Genomic DNA, 20,773 nt, shown 5'->3' on the forward strand with positions numbered 1-20,773 from the left:
GGCGTATTGTACTTGAAGGGCTTGGCGGCTTACTCGATCGGCTCGCTCACCCGCTGGCGCGACTGCAGGGTGCGCGACACCAGCATGCACTGCGCCACCTGCTCGGCGATCGACGGCGGCACCGGCACCTCGCCGTCCAGCACCGACTGGATCCAGGCCGCCGTGGTGGCCGCGTCCTTGTCTTCCGGCAGCAACGGCAGCTCGCCCACCAGAGTCTGCTTGGGCACCAGCGTGGTGCGCAGGCCGCCGTGGAACCAGTCGATCTGCTGCGCCTTGTTGGCGTTGGCCACCGTCTCGCCCTCGGTGCCGCGCATCAGGAAGGCGTCGCCGCGCTCCGGCAGCGCCGCCGTGGTGAAGTATTCGCCCAGCATCTCCAGATACTCGGGATGCGTGTACGACACCAGCCGCAGCGCCGGTCCGGCGAACGGCTGCATGATCTTGACCAGCGTGTGGGTCGAATTGCGCACGCCCAGCCGGCGCCGCAGCGACAGCAGGTAGGCCAGCTTGGGCGCCAGCACGTCGATGGTGATGAAGGCCGGATGCCCCTGCGACATGGCCTCCTCCGCCTCCGAGCGGTGCCGCGCGGCGGGCAGGCCGAGCGCCTCGAACACCTCGGCCGTGGCGACGCGGCCGGCGTCGTGCGCCACGCCGTGCACCAGCACCGGCACGCCTTCGCGCGCCAGCAGCAACGCCAGCAGCGGCGTCAGGTTGGCCATCTTGCGGGCGCCGTTGTAGGTCGGGATGCAGACCGGGGCGAACTGGCCCGGCGGCGCGCTGAGCGGCTCAAAAGCGGCCTCGGCCGCATCGAGGAAGCCGGCGATCTCTTCCACCGATTCGCCCTTGATGCGCATGGCCAGCAAAATGCCGCCCAGCTCCAGCTCGGAAACGCGGCCGTCCAGCATGGCTTGATACAGATCGTGGGCGTCGTCGCGGGTCATGCTGCGGGCGCCGTTTTTGCCGCGGCCTATTTCTTTGATGAAACGTGCGGCCAGGAATGGTTCGGTGGTGTGTGTCGTCATGACGTCAGCTTAAACCAGACGGCCGCATTTCGGCTACACTATCCCTCCCCCGCAATAAATATACGTAGAGAATCATGATCTCCCCAGATATCGAAAACATCAACGTCACCTCGTTCGCGCCGATGCCGTCGCCGGAAGCCTTGCACAGCAAGCTGCCGCTGACCGACAGCGCCTCGGACACCGTGATGAAGGGCCGCGAAGCCCTGCGCAACATCATCGACCGCCAGGACAAGCGCCTGTTCGTGGTCGTCGGTCCATGCTCGATCCACGATCCGGTGGCCGGCCTGGATTACGCCCGCCGCCTGAAAGCCCTGCAAGCTGAAGTGGCCGACACCATGCTGCTGGTGATGCGCGTGTATTTCGAGAAGCCGCGCACCACCACCGGCTGGAAGGGCTATATCAACGATCCGGACATGGACGATTCCTTCCGCGTCGACGTCGGCATGGAGAAGGCGCGCCAGTTCCTGCTGGACGTGTGCGAGCTGGGCCTGCCGACCGCCACCGAGGCGCTCGATCCGATCTCGCCGCAATACCTGGGCGACCTGATCGCCTGGACCGCCATCGGCGCCCGCACCACCGAATCGCAAACCCACCGCGAAATGTCGTCCGGCCTGTCGACCCCGGTGGGCTTCAAGAACGGCACCGACGGCGACATCAGCATCGCCATCAACGCCATCCTGTCGTCGGCCCATCCGCACTCCTTCCTGGGCATCAACGCCCAGGGCAATGTGGCGATCGTGCGCACGCGCGGCAACGCCTACGGCCACGTGGTGCTGCGCGGCGGCGACGGCCGTCCGAACTACGATTCGGTGTCGATCGCGATCGCCGAGCAGGCGCTGGCCAAGGCCAAGCTGCCGGCCAATCTGGTGGTCGACTGCTCGCACGCCAACAGCTACAAGAAGCCGGAACTGCAACCGCTGGTGATGGCCGACGTCATCCACCAGATCGCGCAGGGCAACCAGTCGCTGGTGGGCGTGATGATCGAGTCCAACATCGTCGGCGGCAACCAGAAGATCCCGGCGGACTTGAGCGAGCTGAAGTACGGCTGCTCCGTCACCGACGGCTGCATCGACTGGGACACCACCGAGAAGATGCTGCTGGACGCGCACAAGCAGCTGAAGCAGCGGCCTTAAGTCAACTAAGTCAGCCGAAGGCCATCACCCTGGTGGCCACGCCGAAAGACCCCGCCAGCGCCGCTTCGGCCTGGCTGGCCGGGGCGCTCAGCTCATCGAGATCCAGATAGACCCTGCAATCCTCCACCTTGACCGAGTAACGGCGCGCGCCGCTGTCGCGCGGCTCGACGTCGCCGCATTCCAGCACCGCATGCACCTGCTCCTCGCCGGTGCGGAACAGCGCCACGCCCGGCAATTCCTGCCAGGCCAGGCCGCGCGGCACCAGGCGCGCGCCGCTCATGGGCACATCCTTGAGTTTGCAAATCAGCTTCCATTGTCCGGACATCGCCCACCTCCCTAGTCAACTTCCCCTGGTTGTCTAAGCAAAACCGGTGCCACGAAAAACGCCCGGAATCCTGACCGAACGGCAAAATATCGCACTTCGCCAGTGCGCTGCAGTCCCGCCGTGGTGCATGCTTGCACGCACTTTCCATTACAATGGCGGATTCCCCTTTTCATTTGCGCACCCTTCATGATCGTTCTCGGCGTCGAATCCTCCTGTGACGAAACCGGCCTTGCGCTGTACGACACGCAACACGGCCTGCTGTCCCACGCCCTGTATTCGCAAGTGGCGATGCATGAAGAGTACGGCGGCGTGGTGCCGGAACTGGCCTCGCGCGACCACATCCGCCGCGCCATTCCGCTGCTGACGCAGACCTTGGAAGGCGCCGGCAAGACGCTGGCCGACATCGACGCCATCGCCTACACGCAAGGCCCCGGCCTGGCCGGCGCGCTGCTGGTCGGCTCCTCGGTCGCCTGCAGCCTGGGCCTGGCGCTGGACAAGCCGGTGCTGGGCGTGCACCACCTGGAAGGCCATTTGCTGTCGCCGCTGCTGGCGTCGCAGCCGCCGGAATTCCCCTTCATCGCGCTGCTGGTGTCGGGCGGCCACACGCAGCTGATGCGGGTGGACGGCGTCGGCCAGTACACGCTGCTGGGCGAAACCCTGGACGACGCGGCCGGCGAAGCCTTCGACAAATCGGCCAAGCTGCTGGGCCTGGGCTACCCCGGCGGCCCGGCGATTTCGCGCCTGGCCGAGTTCGGCGATCCGACGGCCTACAAGCTGCCGCGCCCCATGCTGCATACCAAGGATTTCAATTTCAGCTTCTCCGGCCTGAAGACGGCGGTGCTGACGGTGGTGAAGAACCACGAGGAAAAAATCATCGCCAATATCTGCGAGCAGGACAAGGCCAACATCGCGCGCGGCTTCGTCGACGCGATAGTCGACGTGCTGACGGCGAAGTGCATTTCCGCGCTCAAGCACACCGGCCTGAAGCGGCTGGTGATCGCGGGCGGCGTGGGCGCCAATTCACAGCTGCGCGCGTCGCTGAACGAGGCGGCGGCCAAGAAGAAGTTCAAGGTCTACTACCCTGAACTGGAATTCTGCACGGACAACGGCGCGATGATCGCCTTCGCCGGGGCCATGCGCTTGATGATCAACCCGGACGCGGCAAAGAAAGACTACTCGTTCAACGTGCGGCCGCGCTGGCCGCTGGATGACATCAAAGTAGTTTAAGCAAAGGCGACCGAGGCCAGCACGGCCAAGCCGGCCAGCGCCAGCAGGTATTTGATCTTGCCCTTGCCCAGGCGTACGCCGCGCGCGGCGATGCGCTCGCTGCGCAGACGGTGATCGTCCGACGCCGATTCGTGGACCACATTGTGCGTTGTTTTTTGTTCAGTTGCGGTATTCATAACAGCCTCCATGTTTGACGATCTTCTTCCTTTCTGGAGGGCAATGCAATTGTCATGCCAACCATCTTGTCCAAAAGTGGCCTATACCATTTGATTTTAGGCCTTTTTGTGGCAAACACGCGACACGATTCCGCTAGGCAAGCGCGGCGTGCTGCCCCGCCAGCCGCAGCGGCGCCCGCTCCGCCACGAAATCGATGAAGTGCCGCACCCGCAGCGGCATCAGGGTGCGCTGCTGGTAGTACATGAACACGCCGCTGTTGGCGGTGGCCGTATGCTGCAGCAGCGGCACCAGCGCGCCGCTGGCCAGCTCGGCCTCGATCATGAAGACCGGCAGCTGGCCGATGCCCAGGCCGCTGCGCACCGCCGTCAACTCCCCCTCCACCGTATTGAAGCTGGCCACCGCCGGCATCTCCTGGTAGACCGTGGCGCCGTCCACCTGCAACTCCCACGGCATCAAGCGGCCGGTGCTGGGACGGCGGAAGCCGGTGCAGCGGTGCCGCTGCAAATCCAACACCGTCTGCGGCGTGCCGTGCAAGGCCAGGTAGCCGGGCGTGGCGCACGGCACCAGCAGGATCTCGCCCAGCTTGCGGGAAATCAGGTTGCGCTCGGGCGGGTTGCCGGCGCGGAAGCCGACATCGATCTTGCTCTCCACCAGGTCGGTGAAGTGGTCGTCCAGCTGCAGATCGAAATGCGCGCCCGGATAGCGCCGCTGGAACTCCGGCAGCAGCGGCACGATGACCGCGTTGCCGATCGACATGGGCGCGACCACGCGGATCAGGCCGTCCACTTCGAGGCGGCTGTTCTGGATATGGTCGAGCGCCTCGTCCAGCAGGCGCAGGCCGGGGTTGGCCAGCTCGAACAGGCGCGCGCCCTCCTCCGTCAGGCTCAGGCTGCGTGTGGTGCGGTGGAACAGGCGCACGCCCAGATGATCCTCCAGCTGCCGCACCGCCTTGCTGACGGCCTGCGGCGTCAGGCCGGCGTCCACCGCCGCCTGGCTGAAGCTCTTGGCGCGCACCACGCCGATGAACAGACTGACAACCCTGGCTTTATCCATATTTACAACCAAAAAGTGATAATCAAACAGCTTTACTATGGCTAGTGTAGCAGGTCGGTCATGCCTACACTGGCCTCCACCAACCCACCTCACAGCAAGGAAACGATCATGACTGGCACTGCACAAAAAGTATGGTTCATCACCGGCGCATCCCGTGGCTTCGGCATGCTGACGGCGCAACAAGCGCTGGAGCGCGGCGACTTCGTGGTCGCCACCGCCCGCGATCCGCAATCCGTCGCCGCCGTCCTGGGCGACCATCCGAATCTACTGGCCTTGCGCCTCGACGTCAAACTGGAAGCGCAAGCCATCACCGCCGCCCAGCAGGCGATAGCACGCTTCGGCCGCATCGACGTGCTGGTCAACAACGCCGGCTACGGCCTGCTGGGCGCGGTGGAGGAAGCCAGCGCAGAGGAAGTACGGGCGCTGTACGACACCAACGTCTTCGGCCTGCTCAACGTCACCCGCGCCGTGCTGCCGGCGATGCGCAAGCAAGGCAGCGGCCATGTCATCAACATCTCGTCGGTGGGTGGTTATTCGGCGTTTTCCGGCTGGGGCCTGTACAGCTCGACCAAGTTCGCGGTCGAAGGCTTGAGCGAGGCGCTGGCGATGGAGACGGCGCCGCTGGGCATCCATGTGACGGTGGTGGAGCCGGGTTTCTTCCGCACCGACTTCCTCGATGCCTCGTCGCTGGTGTCCACCCACCACCGCATCGACGCTTACGCCGCCACCGTGGGCGCGATGCGCGAGTTCGCCGCCGGCGTCAATCACCAGCAGCCGGGCGATCCGGCCAAGCTGGCCGGCGCCCTGCTGCAACTGGCCGACAGCGCCAAGCCGCCGGTGCGGCTGCAACTGGGCTCGGACACGGTGGAACGCGTGCGCGCCAAGAACCAGTTCGTCGAAACCGAGCTGGCGCAGTGGCTGGATCTGGCGGTATCGACCGATTTCAACGCGCCGCAAAAAGCGGCCTAGTTCACTAGAGCTTGCCCGGCGGCTGCAGCGACAGCAGATCCTCGCGCGGGTAGCCCCAGCCCGGCACGCCCGCCGGACATTGCCCGGCCTGGGCCGCATGCAGCGTCGTGAAGTTGCCGCGCGGCGTGGTCGCGAAGCGATAGTCGGCCAGCTCGCCGGTCGCCAGCATCAGCGCCGGCAGGCGGGCGAAGCGCAGCCAGGCGTCCACCTGGCAGTTCTCGTCCTTGAGCATGCGCAGCGCCGTCAGGCTGGCCAGCACCGCGCCGAACTGCTGCACGCCCGGCGTCAAGGCCAACACCTGCTCCGGCGATCCGACCAGGCCGGCCGGACAGGCCAGCGGCGCCAGCCAGTCCGGCGCCAGGCTGGCCACGCCGCGCCGCAGGCGGTAGTAGCCCTGTTTCTCGTTGGCCTCCACGCTGGCGTACGACCAGCACAGCGGCTGCGACGGGAACGCCGTCATCGCCACATCCATCACCCGCACGCCGGGATCGGCCTTCAGCAATGCCGCCGTGATCTGCTCACGCCCATAATGCGAGGCCACGCCCTGCACCGCGATGAAGCCGGCGCTGACCACCAGCGCCAGCAACAGGCCCGCGCGGCCGCGCGCGCCGGCACGCCACTGCGCCGCGCCACATGCCGCAGCGATCAACAGCAGCGCCGCAAACGACGTCCACGCCAGATAACCCTTGGCCGCGAACACCACCAGCGCGGCGAACAGGCAAGCCAAGCCGAGCATGCGCAACGACCGCCAGCGCATGACGAGCGCCATCGGCACGCCGAGCGCCACCCAGAACAGCGGCTCGACGATGAACACCATGTCGCCATAGAACCAGCGTCCGGTGAACGGATACCACGGATGGATGCCGTAGGAATTGGTGAAGTCCATCAGCAGGTGCAGCGCGAAGCCCAGCCCGACGCTCAGGGCCAGGCCGAGCCGCGCCGTCCGGCTGGCCTGCAGCAGCGCGCGCGCCGACGGCCAGCAGAACCACAGCAGCGCCGCCAGCAGCAAGGCCTGCGGCAATGCCAGCAAGGCCGTATGCGTATGGCCGCGATGATGCAGCAGATAGCCCAGCGGATCGGGCAGCAGCTTGTTCAGGACCAGGTCGAGATCGGGGAAATTACTGGCCAGCGCGCAGGCCACCAGCAGCAGCCGGTGCCGCACCCGCTGCGACGGCGCATCCGCCTCGTCGGGCAGGCTGCGGTGCACCAGTTCTCCAACGCCGAAACCGATAATGCTGTGGGAGATATTGTCCATTGTGCTTTCTTATGCAGGCCGGCGGTGAATTGCGCTGCGCGCGGCTTCCATCAATTGTTGATAAAACGCGGCAAAACTAGGCATCTCGCACGAGCCAGTGATGTCAAAGGGATGTTCCGCCAACCAGTCGCAGAGTTCCTGGGCAGACCTGCGCCCGCCCAATACTGCCGCCAACCGATCCTTTATGGGGTTTGGCGCATCGTCATTTCCAGGAAGGTCCTCCAGCGCAGCGCAATGCTGAAAAGGCTGCGGCTTCGCGGCGCACAACAGCCAGGCCTCCGACTTCGGATTAGGCAGCATCGGCACGCCACGGTCAAAGGCGGCTCGTTGAAATCCGCTCAGCATGGAGTCCCATTTAGTACGCCAAAGCGTAGGTGCGCTATTTCGGGTCGTATCATTGTCCCGAAATAGCACGGCGATCGCCACGTCACCATGCATTTCCAATTCTTTCGCGGCAGCTCCCAAATCCCATGCATTCGCCAAAAAATAGCCAAGCTCACGCCCGCGCTTCGCACCCGGAGCAAGAAAGTTTCGAGGATTCGCCTTCCGCAGTTCCGCGCGCTCGACCAGCGCCGTCTCGCTAATAAAATGAACGGCATACGGAGTCGCCTCCAGGAGTGGATAGCCCAACGGTTCCCGAAGCAGTTGGTCCAGCAGAACGCACATCGGTCCAGGTGTAAAGTCCTCACCACGGCAAATACCTCGCGCATTCGAGCAACTACCGAGATCCGTCGGTCCCTCCCCGCTGAGGACCACGATCATGCAACGGCCATCGCACTTGGCGTGTTATCCGATGCCACGCACTTCGCCGTCAGCAAGGCGAGATCGGTGTCGACGAATGCTTCGCCGGCCCCCATAACTGCGAGCTTTTCAGCCATACCGGGAATCTCGAAGAATGGTTTGACTCGTGTGTAGCCATCCGGTGTTTTGTAAACGAACAACACCGACTGTCGCGCCACTTCATCGTTGAGATAATTGAGTATCATCGGGCTGTGGGTGGTCACCACGATTTGCTGATCCGCATTGGCGAGCAAACTCACCAACTTACCTACGATCTCGGGATTGACACCGTTCTCCACTTCATCAAAGAGCAGAGTCGATTGATCTGCCATGGTCTGCGCCAGCATCGCCAAAATACGCAGCAAGCCATCGTTAATATGGCGTACTTCGGATTCGATATTTTTCCCATTATAGTTCTCCACAATAGAAAGACGTTTCCAGCCGCCCTTGGTCGGCGTGGACTTGAAGTCGATAACATGGGGATAAAAAGTCTTCAGCAAATCAATCAAGGCGGATTTCTCCTCACCCTTGATCGAATATAAGAAAGCCGACAGTTGCTCTCCTCCCGCACCGACATCGCCAGCGCTGCCGCGACTACGCTGCCGCATCAGATGCGGCGACAACAACTCCAATGAGCGGATCGATCTCAACGCGTCGCGCAACTGCTTGGTCATTGGCGTCAACTCATTCTCGCGCAACTGAGACAACAACGATCCTTGATAAGAAAATGCCACTGGCTGGCTATCTTGGCCCTCAATCTTATAGCGCCGTCCTTTGACGTTATAAAAATGATTTCCTCCGCCGGGTACAAATCCCGATTCGGAGAGGCAGGCCAGTTCTTTGCGATTGAATGTCGCTGACCAGGCCAACGTCGGCGCCAGAGAACTTGCGCCGCCGACTTCGGCAGCTATCGAAATATTGCTGGAGCTGGTGAGCTTGGATCCGAGGTCGGCCGCAGTCCAATTGCGGGCATCCAGCCAGTCATCAATATCGCCCTTCATCGTCTGCGACAGGAAGTCCAGCGCCTGGAGTATCGTCGTCTTGCCAGCCCCATTCATACCGACCAGCACAGCAAACTTCGGCAACCTGAAACACAGGTCCACCAAAGATTTGAAGTTAGAAAATTGAACTGAGCGGATCATCGAATACATCCCTGGTCGCTTGTACAAATACCATCATCGCACACTATTCTGGTTTGAGCAGCTGTTCCAGCCGCCGCGGATAGTGGTTGAGGAAGTCGCGCGTGACGGTGTAATGCTCGGTGTCTTCGTAGGCGACTTCGGTGATGCCGGCGCCGTCGAACAGCAGTATCTTTGCGTTCGGGTAGGCCAGCAGTATCGGCGAATGGGTGGCGATGATGAATTGCGACTCGTCCTCCACCAGCTGATGTATCGCCGTCAGCGCCGCCAGCTGGCGGTTGGGCGACAGCGCCGCTTCCGGTTCATCCAGCAGGTACAGCCCCTTGCCTTTGAATTTGTTCAGCAGCACCGCCATGAAGGCCTCGCCATGCGAGCGCGCGTGCAGCGAGCGGCCGCCGTAGCCGTCCAGGTAGCCCACTTCGTCCATGTAGGTGGCGACGTTGTGAAAACTCTCGGCGCGGAAAAAATAGCCGTCGCGCGGCGCGCGAAAACTTTTGGACAGCTTGAGCGACTCAAACAGCGGCGCATCTTCGCGCGCCGTGTTCAGGCGCACGCCCTTGGTGCCGCCCTCCATGCTGAAGCCCAGCGCCAGCGCGATCGATTCCAGCAGCGTCGATTTACCGGCACCGTTTTCGCCGATGAAAAATGTCACATCCGGGTGAAAGCTGATCGACTCCAGGTTGCGCACCGCCGGCACGGTGTAGGGGTGCTGTTCCCAGTCGATGCCGTCGCCGAACAGCGCCGTGATCCTTTGCAGGTACGGCTTGGCCTGTAATGCCATCGTCTAGCGCTGCACGTCCACGCCGCGCCAGAACGCCACATGGTCCTTGATCTGCGCGGCCTTCTCGGACGGCTCCGGGTAGTACCAGGCGGCGTTCTCGTTGAGCTGGCCGTCGACGTTCAGGCTGTAGTAGCTGGCCTGGCCCTTCCACGGGCAGCGCGAGGTGTGCGCGCTGGCCTGCAGATACGCCGTGTTGACGCTGGACGGCGGAAAGTAGACGTTGTTCTCGACGATTTCAACTTCGTCGTCCTTGGCCTCGGCGATGACGACGCCGTTCCAGCTGGCGGTGGGCATGGGGACTTCCTTTCAGTGTCAGGCGGGGCCGCATTCCACGCGGTTGCGGCCGGCGTGCTTGGCGCGGTACAGCGCGGCGTCGGCCTGGCGCAGCAGGCTTTCGGCGTCGCTGATTTCCATATGGTCGAACGAACCGACGCCCAGGCTGGCCGTCACCGGCAGCAGGCGCGGGCCGGCGTAGTGCAGCTGCGCCTCGATCTTGGCGCGCAGCGTTTCGGCGAACTTGCAGGCGCCTTCGACCGGCGTGTTCGGCAGGATCACGCACAGCTCCTCGCCGCCGTAGCGGCCCGGCACGTCGATCACGCGCACGCTCTCGCGCAGCAGCAGGCCGACGCTGGCCAGCACCTGGTCGCCGACCGCGTGGCCGTATTCGTCGTTGATCTGCTTGAAGTGGTCGAGGTCTATCATCACCGCCGACAGCGGCGAGCGGAAACGCTTGGCGCGCGCGGTCTCGAACTTCAGCCGGTGCAGCAGCGAGCGGCGGTTGTGCAGGCCGGTCAGCTCGTCGGTGGTGGCCAGCTGCTCCAGCTCGCGCACGGTCGATTCCAGCGCCTTCTGGTTGGCGCGCAGTTCGATCAGCGCCATCACCTGGCGCGCCAGCTTGACCAGCGTGGCGCGCTGTTCGGCGCCGAGGCCGCCCGGTTTGGTGTCCATCACGCACAGCGTGCCGATGGCGAAACCGTCGGACGAGGTCAGCGCCACGCTGCTGTACATGCGCATATGCGGTGCATCGACCGTCAGCGCCATGTGGGCGGTGCGGAAGTCCAGCGTCAGGTCGGCGATCTCGGTGGCGGCCTGGCCCAGCACCGCCAGCGAGCAATAGCTCTCGCCGCGCGGCAGCTCGCCCAGCTGCATGCCGGCGCAGGATTTGATCCAGACACGCTCGGCGTCGACCAGCGAGATGAAGGCGTACGGCACCTCGCACACCTTGGCGGCCAGCTCGGTGAGGAAGCCGAAGTCTTCGCAGGCGGGGGTATCGAGGATGTGGTAGCGGTGCAGTGCGGCCAGCCGGAACTGGTCGGCCTGCGGACGGGCGATGGACAGCGTGTGTACTTTTTCTGCGGCCAGCATGGGCCTCCCTGTAGCGACGTCGATCTTTTTTGGGCTCCCGGCGTGCAGCGGGGCCGAACTATGGTGCTACCCGATCAGTTTATCGCAAAACAGGCGCGGCGGGCGTACTTGCCCCCGCCGCGTCCCGCATTTTTTAAGCCGCCTGCGCCATGATCTCGCGCAGCGCCTTTTCAAACACCTCGGCCGGCTGGCCGCCGGAAATCAGGTGGCGTTCGTTGATGATCACGGCCGGCACCGAGTTGATGCCGTGGCGCTGGAAGAACTGCTCGCGCTCGCGCACCTCGTCGGCGTACTGCCGCGATTGCAGCACCTCGGCGGCGATGGCGGTGTCCAGGCCCACTTCGCCGGCCACCCGCAGCAGCACGTCGTGCGAGCTGGGATCGTCGCCCTTGGTGAAGTAGGCGCCGAACAGCGCTTGCTTCAGCGCCTTCTGCTTGCCCTCGCCCTCGGTCTCGGCCCAATGCAGCAGGCGGTGGGCGTCGAAGGTGTTGTAGATGCGGCTGCGCTTGCCCAAGGCGAAATCGAAGCCGACCTCGGCGCCGCGCGCCCGTATCATCGCGCGCGCCTGTTCCTGCTGCGACGGGGTCGAACCGTATTTCTCGGTCAGGTGCTCGACGATGTCCTGGCCCTCGGGGCCCATGTCGGGATTCAGTTCGAAAGGCTGGAAGTGCATGCTCACTGCCGCCGCGTCGCCGAGATTGGCCAGCGCCTGGTCCAGCGACTTGAGGCCGATGGCGCACCACGGGCAGGAAACGTCGGAGACGAAATCGATCTTCAGGGGTGTGCTCATGATGTGCCTTTGCTAAACGGAATTTTCAGCATATGGCGACACCCGGCGCAAAATCAAGCGCCGGGAGGGGGATGGCCTTACTTTTTCTTGCCTTTGGCCGCGTCTTGGCTCTTGCTGCCGATGCGGCTTTCCTTACCCGCGATCAAGTTCGAAATATTTTTGCTGTGACGGAAAGCCAACAGTGCGCTCATGACGAACACCGCGAACAGCTGCGGCTCGACGCCGAACAGCAGGCCGTAGTAGAACGGCGCGAACAGCGCCGCCACCAGCGCCGCCAGCGACGAGTAGCGGAACGCGAACGCCACCGCCAGCCAGGTCACCAGGGTGGCCAGGCCCAGCCAGGGGTTCAGGCCCAGCAGCACGCCCAGCGCGGTCGCCACGCCCTTGCCGCCGACGAAGCGGAAGAACACCGGCCACAGGTGGCCCAGGAACACCGCGATCGCCACCAGCGCGATGGTGGCGTCGCCGATCTGCAACTGATACTGGTAGTGGATCGCCAGCCACACCGCCAGCCAGCCCTTGGCGCCGTCGCCGACCAGGGTCATGATGGCGGCCGCCTTATTGCCACTTCGCAACACATTGGTGGCGCCGGGATTTTTCGAGCCATAGGTGCGGGGATCGGCGATGCCGAACAACTTGCTCATCACGACGGCAAACGAGATCGAGCCGATCAGATAGGCGGCGACGGTCATCCAAACTGTATTCATTATTTCCTCAAAAGTAGTCATACGCCCGTTGGGGGCCGCTGAATATACACTGCCGGCGCCCAATCGGCCAACTAATCGGCCAGCGCGCAGTGCACCGGCCTGGCCTGCAGCAGCTCGACCAGCACCCGCGGCGCGATGCCAACCAGATAACCCCTGCGGCCGCCATTGATATAAATCGTTTCCAGCGCAAGAATGCTATGCTCGACATACACCGGCAGCAGCTTGCGGGTGCCGAACGGCGAAGTGCCGCCGATCTGGTAGCCGCTGTGGCGCGTGGCCACCTCCGGCTTGCACGGTTCGACGGATTTGCAGCCGATGCCGCGCGCCAGGTTCTTGGTCGAGACCTTGCAATCGCCGTGCATCAGCACAATCAAGGGTTTAGCGGCCTCGTCCTGCATGACCAGGGTCTTGACCACCGCGTGTTCGTCCACGCCCAGTTCGCGCGCCGACACCGTGGTGCCGCCGTGTTCTTCGTAGTCGTAGGGGTGCTCGCTGAAGACCACCTTATGTTTGCGCAGCATTTGCGTTGCCGGGGTCTCGGAGATGTGCTCTTTTTTAGCCATGCGTGGTACGCTGCTTGTGAAGTAATGTCGATCGGGAGTTTCTAATTATGCAGCAGGAAATTCGCTTTGCCACTTTCAATGTCTGCAATCTTTCCCAGCCTGGGGCGAAATTGTACGACAATCTGCCGCCATTGACGCCGGCCGAGTACCAAGCGAAAGTCCTGTGGACCGCGCAGCAGCTGGACCAGCTCGACGCCGACGTGGTCGGCTTGCAGGAGATTTTCTCGCTGGCGGCGCTGCGCGACGTGCTGGCCCACAGCGAACGTTACCGCGAAGCCACGCTGGCCGGCTTCGATCCCGCCCCCGATCCCGCCACCGGCGCCGCCCGCCTGGTGCCGCAGGTGGCGCTGATTTCGCGCCTGCCGCTGGCGGCGCCGGCCGCCGAGTACCGCGCCTTCCCCGACGGCGTGGCGCTGCCGGCCGGCAGCCGCGACGCCGGCCAGTTCGCCCGCGCGCCGCTGCACGCGCAGGTGCTGCTGCCGGACCGCCGCATCGTCGATGTGGTCGTCATCCACCTCAAATCCAAGCGGCCCGACTACAGCAGCGGCGACGACTACGCCGATCCGATGCACTATGCGCAAGCCAACCTGCGCTCGCTGATACGGCGCGGCACCGAGGCGGTGGCCCTGCGCGCCCTGCTCAGCCAGCTGGAAAGCAGCGCGCGCCGGCCGCGCGTGGTGCTGGGCGATTTCAACGACACCGCCGACGCCGTCACCACCGCCATCGTCATGGGCGCCGGCGCGGCCGGCCTGGCGGGCGAGGAGCTGAGCGGGCGCATGTTCGATTGCAACCAGATCCAGCTGGGCCGCGACACCCTGCGCCAGATCGGCTACACCAACATCCACGAGGGCCACTACATGACCATCGACCACGTGCTGGTGTCGGAGGAATTCAACCCGGCCTCGCGCTACGCGGTCGGCGAGGTGCTGGACGTGACCTATCTGAACGACCATCTGCTGCAGCACAAGCCGGAAGCGTCCGACCACGGCCAGGTGCTGGTGCGGCTGCGCCTGTATGGCGCGCGCGACCGCGCCGCGGCCATGTAGTCAGGCGGCGCCATCGAGCAGGCCGCCCAGGCCGTCGAGCAGGCCGTTCTGGCGCACGTAGTGGCCCTGGTACTGATGGCAACCATGCTGCGCCAGGAAGCGCAGCTGCGCCTCGGTCTCCACCCCTTCCGCCAACACCGTCAGCCCCAGGCTGCGCGCCATCGCGATGATGGCGATCACCACCACCGGCGTCGCCGCGCCGTCGGCGGCGCCGTCGATGTCGCCGATGAAGGTGCGGTCTATCTTCAGCTTGTCGAACGGGTACTCGCGCAGGTGGCTGACCCGCGTGTAGCCGGTGCCGAAATCGTCGATCGCCAGCCGCACGCCCAGCGCCCGCAAGGCGCGCAGCGTGGCCGGCGCGGTGGCCACGTGTTTCATGATGATGGCCTCGGTCAGCTCCAGCTCCAGCAATTCCGGCGCCAGGCCCGATGCCGCCAGCGCCGCGCCGACGCTGTCGGCCAGGTTGCGTTGCAGGAATTGCGTCTGCGACAGGTTGACCGACACCGCCAGCGGGTGACCGGCGTCGTGCCAGCGCCGGGCTGCGCGGCAGGCCTGCTCCAGCACCCACTGGCCGATAGCCACCATCAGGCCGCTGTCCTCGGCGATGCCGATGAAGCGTTCCGGCCGCAGCAGGCCCAGCGCCGGATGGCGCCAGCGCAGCAGGGCTTCGGCCGCCAGCGGCCGGGCGCTGGCGATGTCGACCTGGGCCTCGTACTCCAGCACGAACTGCTGCTCGCGCAGCGCGCGCCGCAGGTCGTTTTCAAACGTCACCCGCTCGACGATCTGCGCGTTCATTTCGGGACTGAAGAACTGGAAGCCGTTGCGGCCTTTTTCCTTGGCGTGGTACATCGCCAGGTCGGCGTTGCGGACCAGGATGTCGATGTCGACGCCGTCGTCCGGGTAGATGCTGACGCCGATCGAGGTGCTCACGTGCAGCCGGTGCGGCTCCAGCACGAACTCCTGGCTGATGGCGTTCAGCACCGTGTCCGCCACGTGCGCCACCTGGTCGATGCCGCCGATCTCGGACAGCATGATGACGAACTCGTCGCCGCCCTGGCGGCTGACGGTGTCGACGCTGCGCACGCAGCGCACCAGCCGCGCCGCCACTTCCCGCAGCAGCTGGTCGCCGACGTGGTGGCCCAAGGTATCGTTGATGTTCTTGAAACGGTCGAGATCGAGGAACAGGATCGCCAGCCGGCTGCGCTTGCGCCGTGCCGCCGCCATCGCCAGGCTCAGGCGGTCGAGCAGCAGCACCCGGTTCGGCAGGTCGGTCAGGAAATCGTGCTCGGCCAGGTGGCGGGTCTGCTCCTCGGAGCGGCGGCGGTCGGCGACGTCGGCCAGCAGGGCCAGGTACATCACCAGCTGGTCCTGCTTGCGGGCCGAGATGTCGCGGATCACCGCGACCATGCGCTGCGGCGCGATGGCGGTCAGCAGCACATCGCCCCAGAACTGGCGCCCGCCGCAGCCGACGCAACACCATTCGAACTGGCGGTTGCCGTCGCGCTGGGCGTCGGCCATCAGATCGGCCAGCGCGCGCGCCGACAGCACGCCCTCGGCCTGCTGCAAGGGCGACAGGTCGACCAGCCCCAGGCCCAGCAAGCGGTCCGCGTGCTCGCATTCGAACAGCGCCTGCGCGGCCGGATTGCAGGCGACCACGCGGCCATCCTGCAACAGCAGCAAGGCGTCGCTGGTGCGCGCGACCAGCGCGAGGAAATCCGCGCCCGCGCCGTCATCTCGTTTATGTGCTGGTGCCACCTGGCCCTCTCCGGCATAGCGCCCATAGCGCCCTCTCAGGCCTTGTTCATTCTTGCCGCTGCCAGGAATCGACCATTGACCTCCGTCAAACGCGCTCGATCCCGCGTTTTTACCGTTCATCCGTATTTTTTCACGGCCTGTCGCATTTCTCTGGCGGCCGGCCTTGAAAATTCCTACAGTGCCAACATGCGCCGTGGCGACCTTTTGATAGAAGAAGAACGATATGAAACTAGAAACCTTGCCCGTCTCCCCACCATCCACGCTGCGCAGCAAACGCTGGCGCAAGCCGCTGGCGGTGCTGATCGTCATCGGCCTGGCCGGCGGCGGCTGGACCGTCATGCACAAGAAGGACGCCCCGCCGCCCGGCGCGCAGGCGGCCAAGGACGATAAAAAGAAACAGGAAATCTTCGAGTTGGCCAGCGGCGATATCGCGGCCATCGATGCGCGATCATTGGCGGTCAGCTTGCCCTTATCCGGCTCGCTGGCGCCCCTGAGTTCGGCCACCATCAAGTCCAAGGTGTCGGGCGTGGTGGAGGCCACCACGGTGCAGGAAGGCATGGCGGTGGCCGCCGGCCAGGTGCTGGCCCGCATCGACCAGGCCGACCTGCGCGCGCGCCTGCAACAACAGCAGGCGATGCTGGACGAGGCGCAGGCCAAGCTGTCGCTGGCGAGCAAGAACGAAAGCAATAGCGGCGCCCTGCTCAAGCAGAAATACATTTCGCAGAACGCCTACGATTCGACCCAGAACAGCGTCGAGCTGGCGCGCGCCAACGTCAAGTCGGCGGCCGCGATGGTGGAGATCGCGCGCATCGCGCTGAACGACGGCGTCATCAAGGCGCCCATCAGCGGCGTGGTCAGCAAGCGCCACGTGCAGGCCGGCGAGAAGCTGGCGCCGGACATGCCGGTCTACAGCATCGTCAACCTGTCCGAGCTGACCCTGGAAGCGCAGGTGCCGGCGGCGGAAATCCCGCGCGTCAAAGTCGGCCAGGACGTCAAGTTCAAGGTCGACGGCTTCCAGGGCCGCGACTTCGCCGGCAAGGTGGCGCGCATCAATCCGGCCACCGAGACCGGCTCGCGCTCGATGCTGGTGTATATCTCCGTCAAGAACGACGACAGCGCGCTGCGCGCCGGCATGTTCGCCAAGGGCAGCATCGTCACCGACCGTTCCGCCGTGATGCCGATCGTGCCGATGACGGCGCTGCGCACCGACCAGGGCCAGCAGGTGGTGTACCAGATCGTACAGGGCAAGGTGGTCGCGCAGCCGGTCAAGCTGGGCCTGCGCAACGAGGACGAGGGCTACGCCGAAGTGGTCGACGGCCTGGCGCCGGGCGCCAACGTCATCGTCTCCAAGCTCGACAGCGTCAAGCCGGGCAGCCAGGTCAAGCTGCCGGCCAATCTCGCCACGCCGGCCCAGCCGGCCAAATCGGCCATGCTGGCACAGAAGGGCTAAATCATGTGGATCACTAAAACCAGTATCCAGAACCCCGTCTTCGCCACCATGGTGATGGTGGCGCTGGTCGTGCTGGGCCTGTTCTCCTACCGGGAACTGGGCCTGGAGTCCATGCCCAACGTCGACATCCCCGGCGCGCTGATCGAAGTCAATTATCCGGGCGCCTCGCCGGAGGCGGTGGAAAACGACATCACCCGTCCGCTGGAGGACGTGGTCAACACCGTCAGCGGCATCAAGACGCTGCGCGCCAACTCGTGGGAAGGGCGCGCCGGCCTGTACATCGATTTCGAGCTGTCCACCAATATGGACAAGGCGATGCAGGACTTGCGCGACAAGGTGGCGCAGGTGCGCCCGCGCTTCCCGAAGGAAGCCAAGGATCCGTTCATCGTCCGCTTCGAGGGCGAGAACAGCCGTCCGATCGCGCAGATCGGCCTGACCGCCACCGACCACTCGCTGCGCGACCTGTCGACCATGGCCGACCAGCTGATCGGCAAGCGCTTCCAGGGCGTGGCCGGCGTCGGCCAGGTGCGCCTGAACGGCACCGCCTCGCGCCAGATCCTGGTCAGCCTGCGTCCCAACGACCTGAACGCGCAGGCGATCGGCGTCGATGAAGTGATCAACGCCATCCAGGCCACCAACGCCAACCTGCCGGCCGGCTCGATCAGCTTTGCCGGCAACGAGCAGCTGGTGCGGATCGAGGGCAAGATGAAGGACGCCCGCGACTTCAACAAGATCATCGTGGCGCGCCGCGCCAACGGCCCGGTCTACCTGGAGCAGGTCGCCACCGTGATCGACGGCGCGCAGGAAGAGCTGTCGGTGTCGCGCTTGAACGGCAGTCGCGCCATCACCATCGACATCACCAAGGTGCAGGACGCCAACGTGGTCGAAGTGGGCCGCCGCATCCAGAAGGTCGCCGCCGATCTGCAGAAGACGCTGCCGGCCGACATCACGCTGACCGTGCTGAACGATGAATCGCTGCGGGTGCAAAGCCAGCTCGACAACGTGAAGGAGACCATCATCGAAGGCGCGGTGCTGACGATGATCATCGTGTTCTTCTTCCTGCACTCGTGGCGCTCGACCATCATCACCGGCCTGACCCTGCCGATCTCGGTGATGGCCAGCTTCATCGCGATGAAATTCTTCGGCTTCACGCTGAACTTCCTGACCCTGATGGCGCTGTCCCTGTGCATCGGCCTGCTGATCGACGACGCCATCGTGGTGCGCGAAAACATCGTGCGCCACCTGGGCATGGGCAAGAACCACCGCCGCGCGGCCGAAGACGGCACCAATGAAATCGGCCTGGCGGTGATGGCCACCACCTTCGCCATCGTCGCCGTGTTCATCCCGGTGGCCTTCATGCAGGGCATCATCGGCCGCTTCTTCCTGCAGTTCGGCATCACCGTCGCGGTGGCCGTGCTGGTGTCGCTGTTCGTCAGCTTCACGCTCGATCCGATGCTGTCGTCGGTGTGGCCGGATCCGGTCAAGGACCGCTTCAAATACCTGCCGTGGCTGGGCCGCTTCATGCACTGGGTGGAAGGCGGCATCGAGCGCCTGCACGTGGTGTACGGCAAGGTGCTGGGCGTGGCGCTGCGCTGGCGCAAGCTGACCTTGGGCTTCGCCGCGACCCTGTTCGTCGCCAGCCTGATGCTGGTGCCGATGATAGGCGGCGAGATGTTCCCCGACCAGGACAACGGCTGGATCAACCTGCACCTGAAGACCCCGGTCGGCTCCAGCCTGGAGTACACCGACAACAAGGTGCGCCAGGTCGAAGAGGCGCTGAAGGCCTTCCCTGAAATCGCCAGCGTGACCTCGGTGGTCGGCACCCAGGAAGGCCGCAACAACGCCCAGATCGACATGAAGCTGCAGGACCGCAAGACCTATAAGCGGCGCTCGCAGAAGGAACTGGAAGGCGTGGTGCGCGCGCGCCTGAGCAAGATCGCCGGCATCACCATGTCGGTGGGCTTCAAGCCGATCTTCATCGCCATCCTCGGCACCGACGAAGGCAAGCTGGATGCGGTGGCCCATCGCCTGATGGACAAGATGCGCAAGATCAAGGGCATCGCCGACCTGGAATACAGCCAGGAAGGCGCCAACCCGTCGACCACGGTCAAGATCAACAACGAGCTGGCCAGCGACCTGGGGCTGTCGGTGCAGCAGATCGGCAGCGCGCTGCGGCCGTTCGTGGCGGGCGACACCACCAGCCACTTCCTGGCCGACGATGGCCAGAACTACGACGTCAACGTGCAGCTGCCGAAATCCGGCCGCCAGAAGATCGCCGACCTGGCCGACCTGTCGCTGGCCTCCAGCAAGCTGGGGCCGGACGGTCGTCCGCTGATGGTGCCGCTGCGCCAGGTGGTGGACTTCGTGCCCTCGTTCAGCCCGCAAGTGCTGAAGCGCCAGGCGCTGCAGCGCCGGGTGGCGGTGTATGCCGCGGTCGAAGGCCGTCCGGGCGGCGACGTCGACAGCGACGTCAAGAAGGCCATGAAGGAAATCGAGCTGCCGGCCGGGGTGCGCTTCGACATCGGCGGCAATGCGCAGGAAATGGAAGAGAGCATGACGTCGGCCATGATCGCGCTGGGCATCGCGGTGATCTTCATCTACCTGGTGCTGGCCTCGCAGTTCGGCAGCTTCCTGCAGCCGGTGGCGATCATGATGTCCTTGCCGCTGTCGCTGATCGGCGTGCTGGTGGCGCTGTTGATTACCGGCAGCACGCTGAACATCTTCTCGGTGATCGGCTTCATCATGCTGATGGGCCTGGTGACCAAGAACGCGATCCTGCTGGTGGACTTCACCAACCATGCGCAGCGGGGCGGCATGGGCCAGCGCGAAGCCATCATGTCGGCCGGCCAGGTGCGGCTGCGGCCGATCGTGATGACCACGCTGGCGATGGTGTTCGGCATGTTGCCGATGGCGATCGGCATGGGCGACGGCGGCGAAACGCAGGCGCCGATGGGCCGCGCGGTGATCGGCGGGGTGATCACCTCCACCCTGCTGACGCTGGTGGTGGTGCCGGTGGCCTACACCTACCTCGACAGCCTGGGCAAGCGCTGCGTCCGCTTCTTCAAAGGCAAGGCCCACGACGAAGAAGCCGCGCTGCAGGAAGCCATCGAGCCGCTGCACGACGTCAAGAGCCGCAACGAAGTCGCCTGAAAAACCACGGGGGTCAAGTCTGACATTCGGACACGGCCTCTGCCGTAACGGCCGTTACGGCAGAGGCCGTGTCCGAATGTCAGACTTGA

20 protein-coding genes are annotated in these 20,773 nt (G+C 64.7%); 6 read left to right on the forward strand and 14 right to left on the reverse strand.

The annotated features are described in order from the left end of the window. Positions 1-29: 29 nt before the first annotated feature. Positions 30-1,019: a DNA-binding protein YbiB gene (gene ybiB, locus AC1RMD_RS25840; protein ID WP_492930778.1), complete on the reverse strand. Its 990-nt coding sequence runs from the start codon at positions 1,017-1,019 to the stop codon at positions 30-32. 74 nt (positions 1,020-1,093) lie between these two features. Here ybiB and AC1RMD_RS25845 point away from each other — a divergent pair, with 74 nt between their 5' ends. Further along, positions 1,094-2,152, forward strand: a complete 1,059-nt coding sequence (locus AC1RMD_RS25845) for a 3-deoxy-7-phosphoheptulonate synthase (protein WP_492930780.1) — start codon at positions 1,094-1,096, stop codon at positions 2,150-2,152. A 10-nt stretch (positions 2,153-2,162) separates the two neighbouring features. On the opposite strand, the gene AC1RMD_RS25850 is transcribed toward AC1RMD_RS25845, so the two are convergent. Beyond that, positions 2,163-2,477: a Rieske (2Fe-2S) protein gene (locus AC1RMD_RS25850; RefSeq protein ID WP_492930782.1), complete on the reverse strand. Its 315-nt coding sequence runs from the start codon at positions 2,475-2,477 to the stop codon at positions 2,163-2,165. A 186-nt stretch (positions 2,478-2,663) separates the two neighbouring features. Here AC1RMD_RS25850 and tsaD point away from each other — a divergent pair, with 186 nt between their 5' ends. Beyond that, positions 2,664-3,704 (forward strand): tRNA (adenosine(37)-N6)-threonylcarbamoyltransferase complex transferase subunit TsaD, encoded by a 1,041-nt coding sequence (tsaD, locus tag AC1RMD_RS25855; RefSeq protein ID WP_492930784.1) that lies wholly within the window; start codon positions 2,664-2,666, stop codon positions 3,702-3,704. On the opposite strand, the gene AC1RMD_RS25860 is transcribed toward tsaD, so the two are convergent. Both AC1RMD_RS25860 and AC1RMD_RS25865 read right to left on the reverse strand, forming a co-directional pair. Next, a complete protein-coding gene (locus AC1RMD_RS25860) occupies positions 3,701-3,880 on the reverse strand; it encodes a hypothetical protein (RefSeq protein ID WP_492930786.1) in 180 nt (59 codons plus the stop codon). The genes tsaD and AC1RMD_RS25860 overlap by 4 nt on opposite strands. A 133-nt stretch (positions 3,881-4,013) precedes the next feature. Continuing rightward, the gene (locus AC1RMD_RS25865; protein WP_492930788.1) at positions 4,014-4,934 is read right to left on the reverse strand and encodes a LysR family transcriptional regulator; all 921 of its coding nucleotides are present in this window, start codon (positions 4,932-4,934) and stop codon (positions 4,014-4,016) included. Between the two features lie 108 nt (positions 4,935-5,042). Between AC1RMD_RS25865 and AC1RMD_RS25870 the strand changes: the two genes are divergently transcribed. Continuing rightward, entirely contained in the window at positions 5,043-5,903 is an 861-nt protein-coding gene (locus tag AC1RMD_RS25870) for an oxidoreductase (protein WP_492930790.1), read from the forward strand. A gap of 4 nt (positions 5,904-5,907) precedes the next feature. Here AC1RMD_RS25870 and AC1RMD_RS25875 read toward each other — a convergent pair whose 3' ends face one another. The 9 genes from AC1RMD_RS25875 to ybaK all read right to left on the reverse strand — a co-directional run bounded on the left by AC1RMD_RS25875 (position 5,908) and on the right by ybaK (position 13,283). After that, positions 5,908-7,158 carry a metal-dependent hydrolase gene (locus AC1RMD_RS25875; RefSeq protein WP_492930792.1) on the reverse strand — a complete coding sequence of 417 codons (1,251 nt, stop codon included), beginning with the start codon at positions 7,156-7,158 and terminating at the stop codon, positions 5,908-5,910. 9 nt (positions 7,159-7,167) lie between these two features. After that, complete coding sequence (locus AC1RMD_RS25880; protein ID WP_492930794.1) at positions 7,168-7,920, reverse strand: hypothetical protein; 753 nt, start codon at positions 7,918-7,920, stop codon at positions 7,168-7,170. Then, positions 7,917-9,089, reverse strand: coding sequence for an AAA family ATPase (locus AC1RMD_RS25885; RefSeq protein WP_492930796.1), 1,173 nt, complete (start codon positions 9,087-9,089; stop codon positions 7,917-7,919). The genes AC1RMD_RS25880 and AC1RMD_RS25885 overlap by 4 nt, the downstream gene beginning before the upstream one ends. A gap of 34 nt (positions 9,090-9,123) precedes the next feature. Beyond that, complete coding sequence (locus AC1RMD_RS25890) at positions 9,124-9,858, reverse strand: AAA family ATPase (protein WP_492930798.1); 735 nt, start codon at positions 9,856-9,858, stop codon at positions 9,124-9,126. A gap of 3 nt (positions 9,859-9,861) precedes the next feature. Beyond that, positions 9,862-10,152, reverse strand: coding sequence for a DUF427 domain-containing protein (locus AC1RMD_RS25895; RefSeq protein ID WP_492930800.1), 291 nt, complete (start codon positions 10,150-10,152; stop codon positions 9,862-9,864). Positions 10,153-10,170: 18 nt separating this feature from the next. Beyond that, positions 10,171-11,223: a GGDEF domain-containing protein gene (locus AC1RMD_RS25900; protein ID WP_492930802.1), complete on the reverse strand. Its 1,053-nt coding sequence runs from the start codon at positions 11,221-11,223 to the stop codon at positions 10,171-10,173. A 133-nt stretch (positions 11,224-11,356) separates the two neighbouring features. Beyond that, entirely contained in the window at positions 11,357-12,013 is a 657-nt protein-coding gene (locus AC1RMD_RS25905; protein WP_492930804.1) for a DsbA family oxidoreductase, read from the reverse strand. 77 nt (positions 12,014-12,090) lie between these two features. Continuing rightward, the gene (gene plsY, locus AC1RMD_RS25910; protein WP_492930806.1) at positions 12,091-12,720 is read right to left on the reverse strand and encodes a glycerol-3-phosphate 1-O-acyltransferase PlsY; all 630 of its coding nucleotides are present in this window, start codon (positions 12,718-12,720) and stop codon (positions 12,091-12,093) included. A gap of 71 nt (positions 12,721-12,791) precedes the next feature. Beyond that, complete coding sequence (ybaK, locus tag AC1RMD_RS25915; protein ID WP_492930808.1) at positions 12,792-13,283, reverse strand: Cys-tRNA(Pro) deacylase; 492 nt, start codon at positions 13,281-13,283, stop codon at positions 12,792-12,794. Positions 13,284-13,330: 47 nt separating this feature from the next. On the opposite strand from ybaK, the gene AC1RMD_RS25920 reads away from it, so the two are divergent. Next, entirely contained in the window at positions 13,331-14,329 is a 999-nt protein-coding gene (locus tag AC1RMD_RS25920; RefSeq protein WP_492930810.1) for an endonuclease/exonuclease/phosphatase family protein, read from the forward strand. On the opposite strand, the gene AC1RMD_RS25925 is transcribed toward AC1RMD_RS25920, so the two are convergent. Continuing rightward, on the reverse strand, positions 14,330-16,084 hold the full coding sequence (locus AC1RMD_RS25925) for a putative bifunctional diguanylate cyclase/phosphodiesterase (protein WP_492930812.1): 1,755 nt from the start codon (positions 16,082-16,084) through the stop codon (positions 14,330-14,332). 223 nt (positions 16,085-16,307) lie between these two features. Here AC1RMD_RS25925 and AC1RMD_RS25930 point away from each other — a divergent pair, with 223 nt between their 5' ends. Continuing rightward, on the forward strand, positions 16,308-17,534 hold the full coding sequence (locus tag AC1RMD_RS25930) for an efflux RND transporter periplasmic adaptor subunit (RefSeq protein WP_492930814.1): 1,227 nt from the start codon (positions 16,308-16,310) through the stop codon (positions 17,532-17,534). Positions 17,535-17,537: 3 nt separating this feature from the next. Next, on the forward strand, positions 17,538-20,684 hold the full coding sequence (locus AC1RMD_RS25935; RefSeq protein ID WP_492930816.1) for an efflux RND transporter permease subunit: 3,147 nt from the start codon (positions 17,538-17,540) through the stop codon (positions 20,682-20,684). Positions 20,685-20,773: the final 89 nt, after the last annotated feature.

This window comes from Duganella sp. GW822-FHT06D06 (assembly GCF_058799615.1).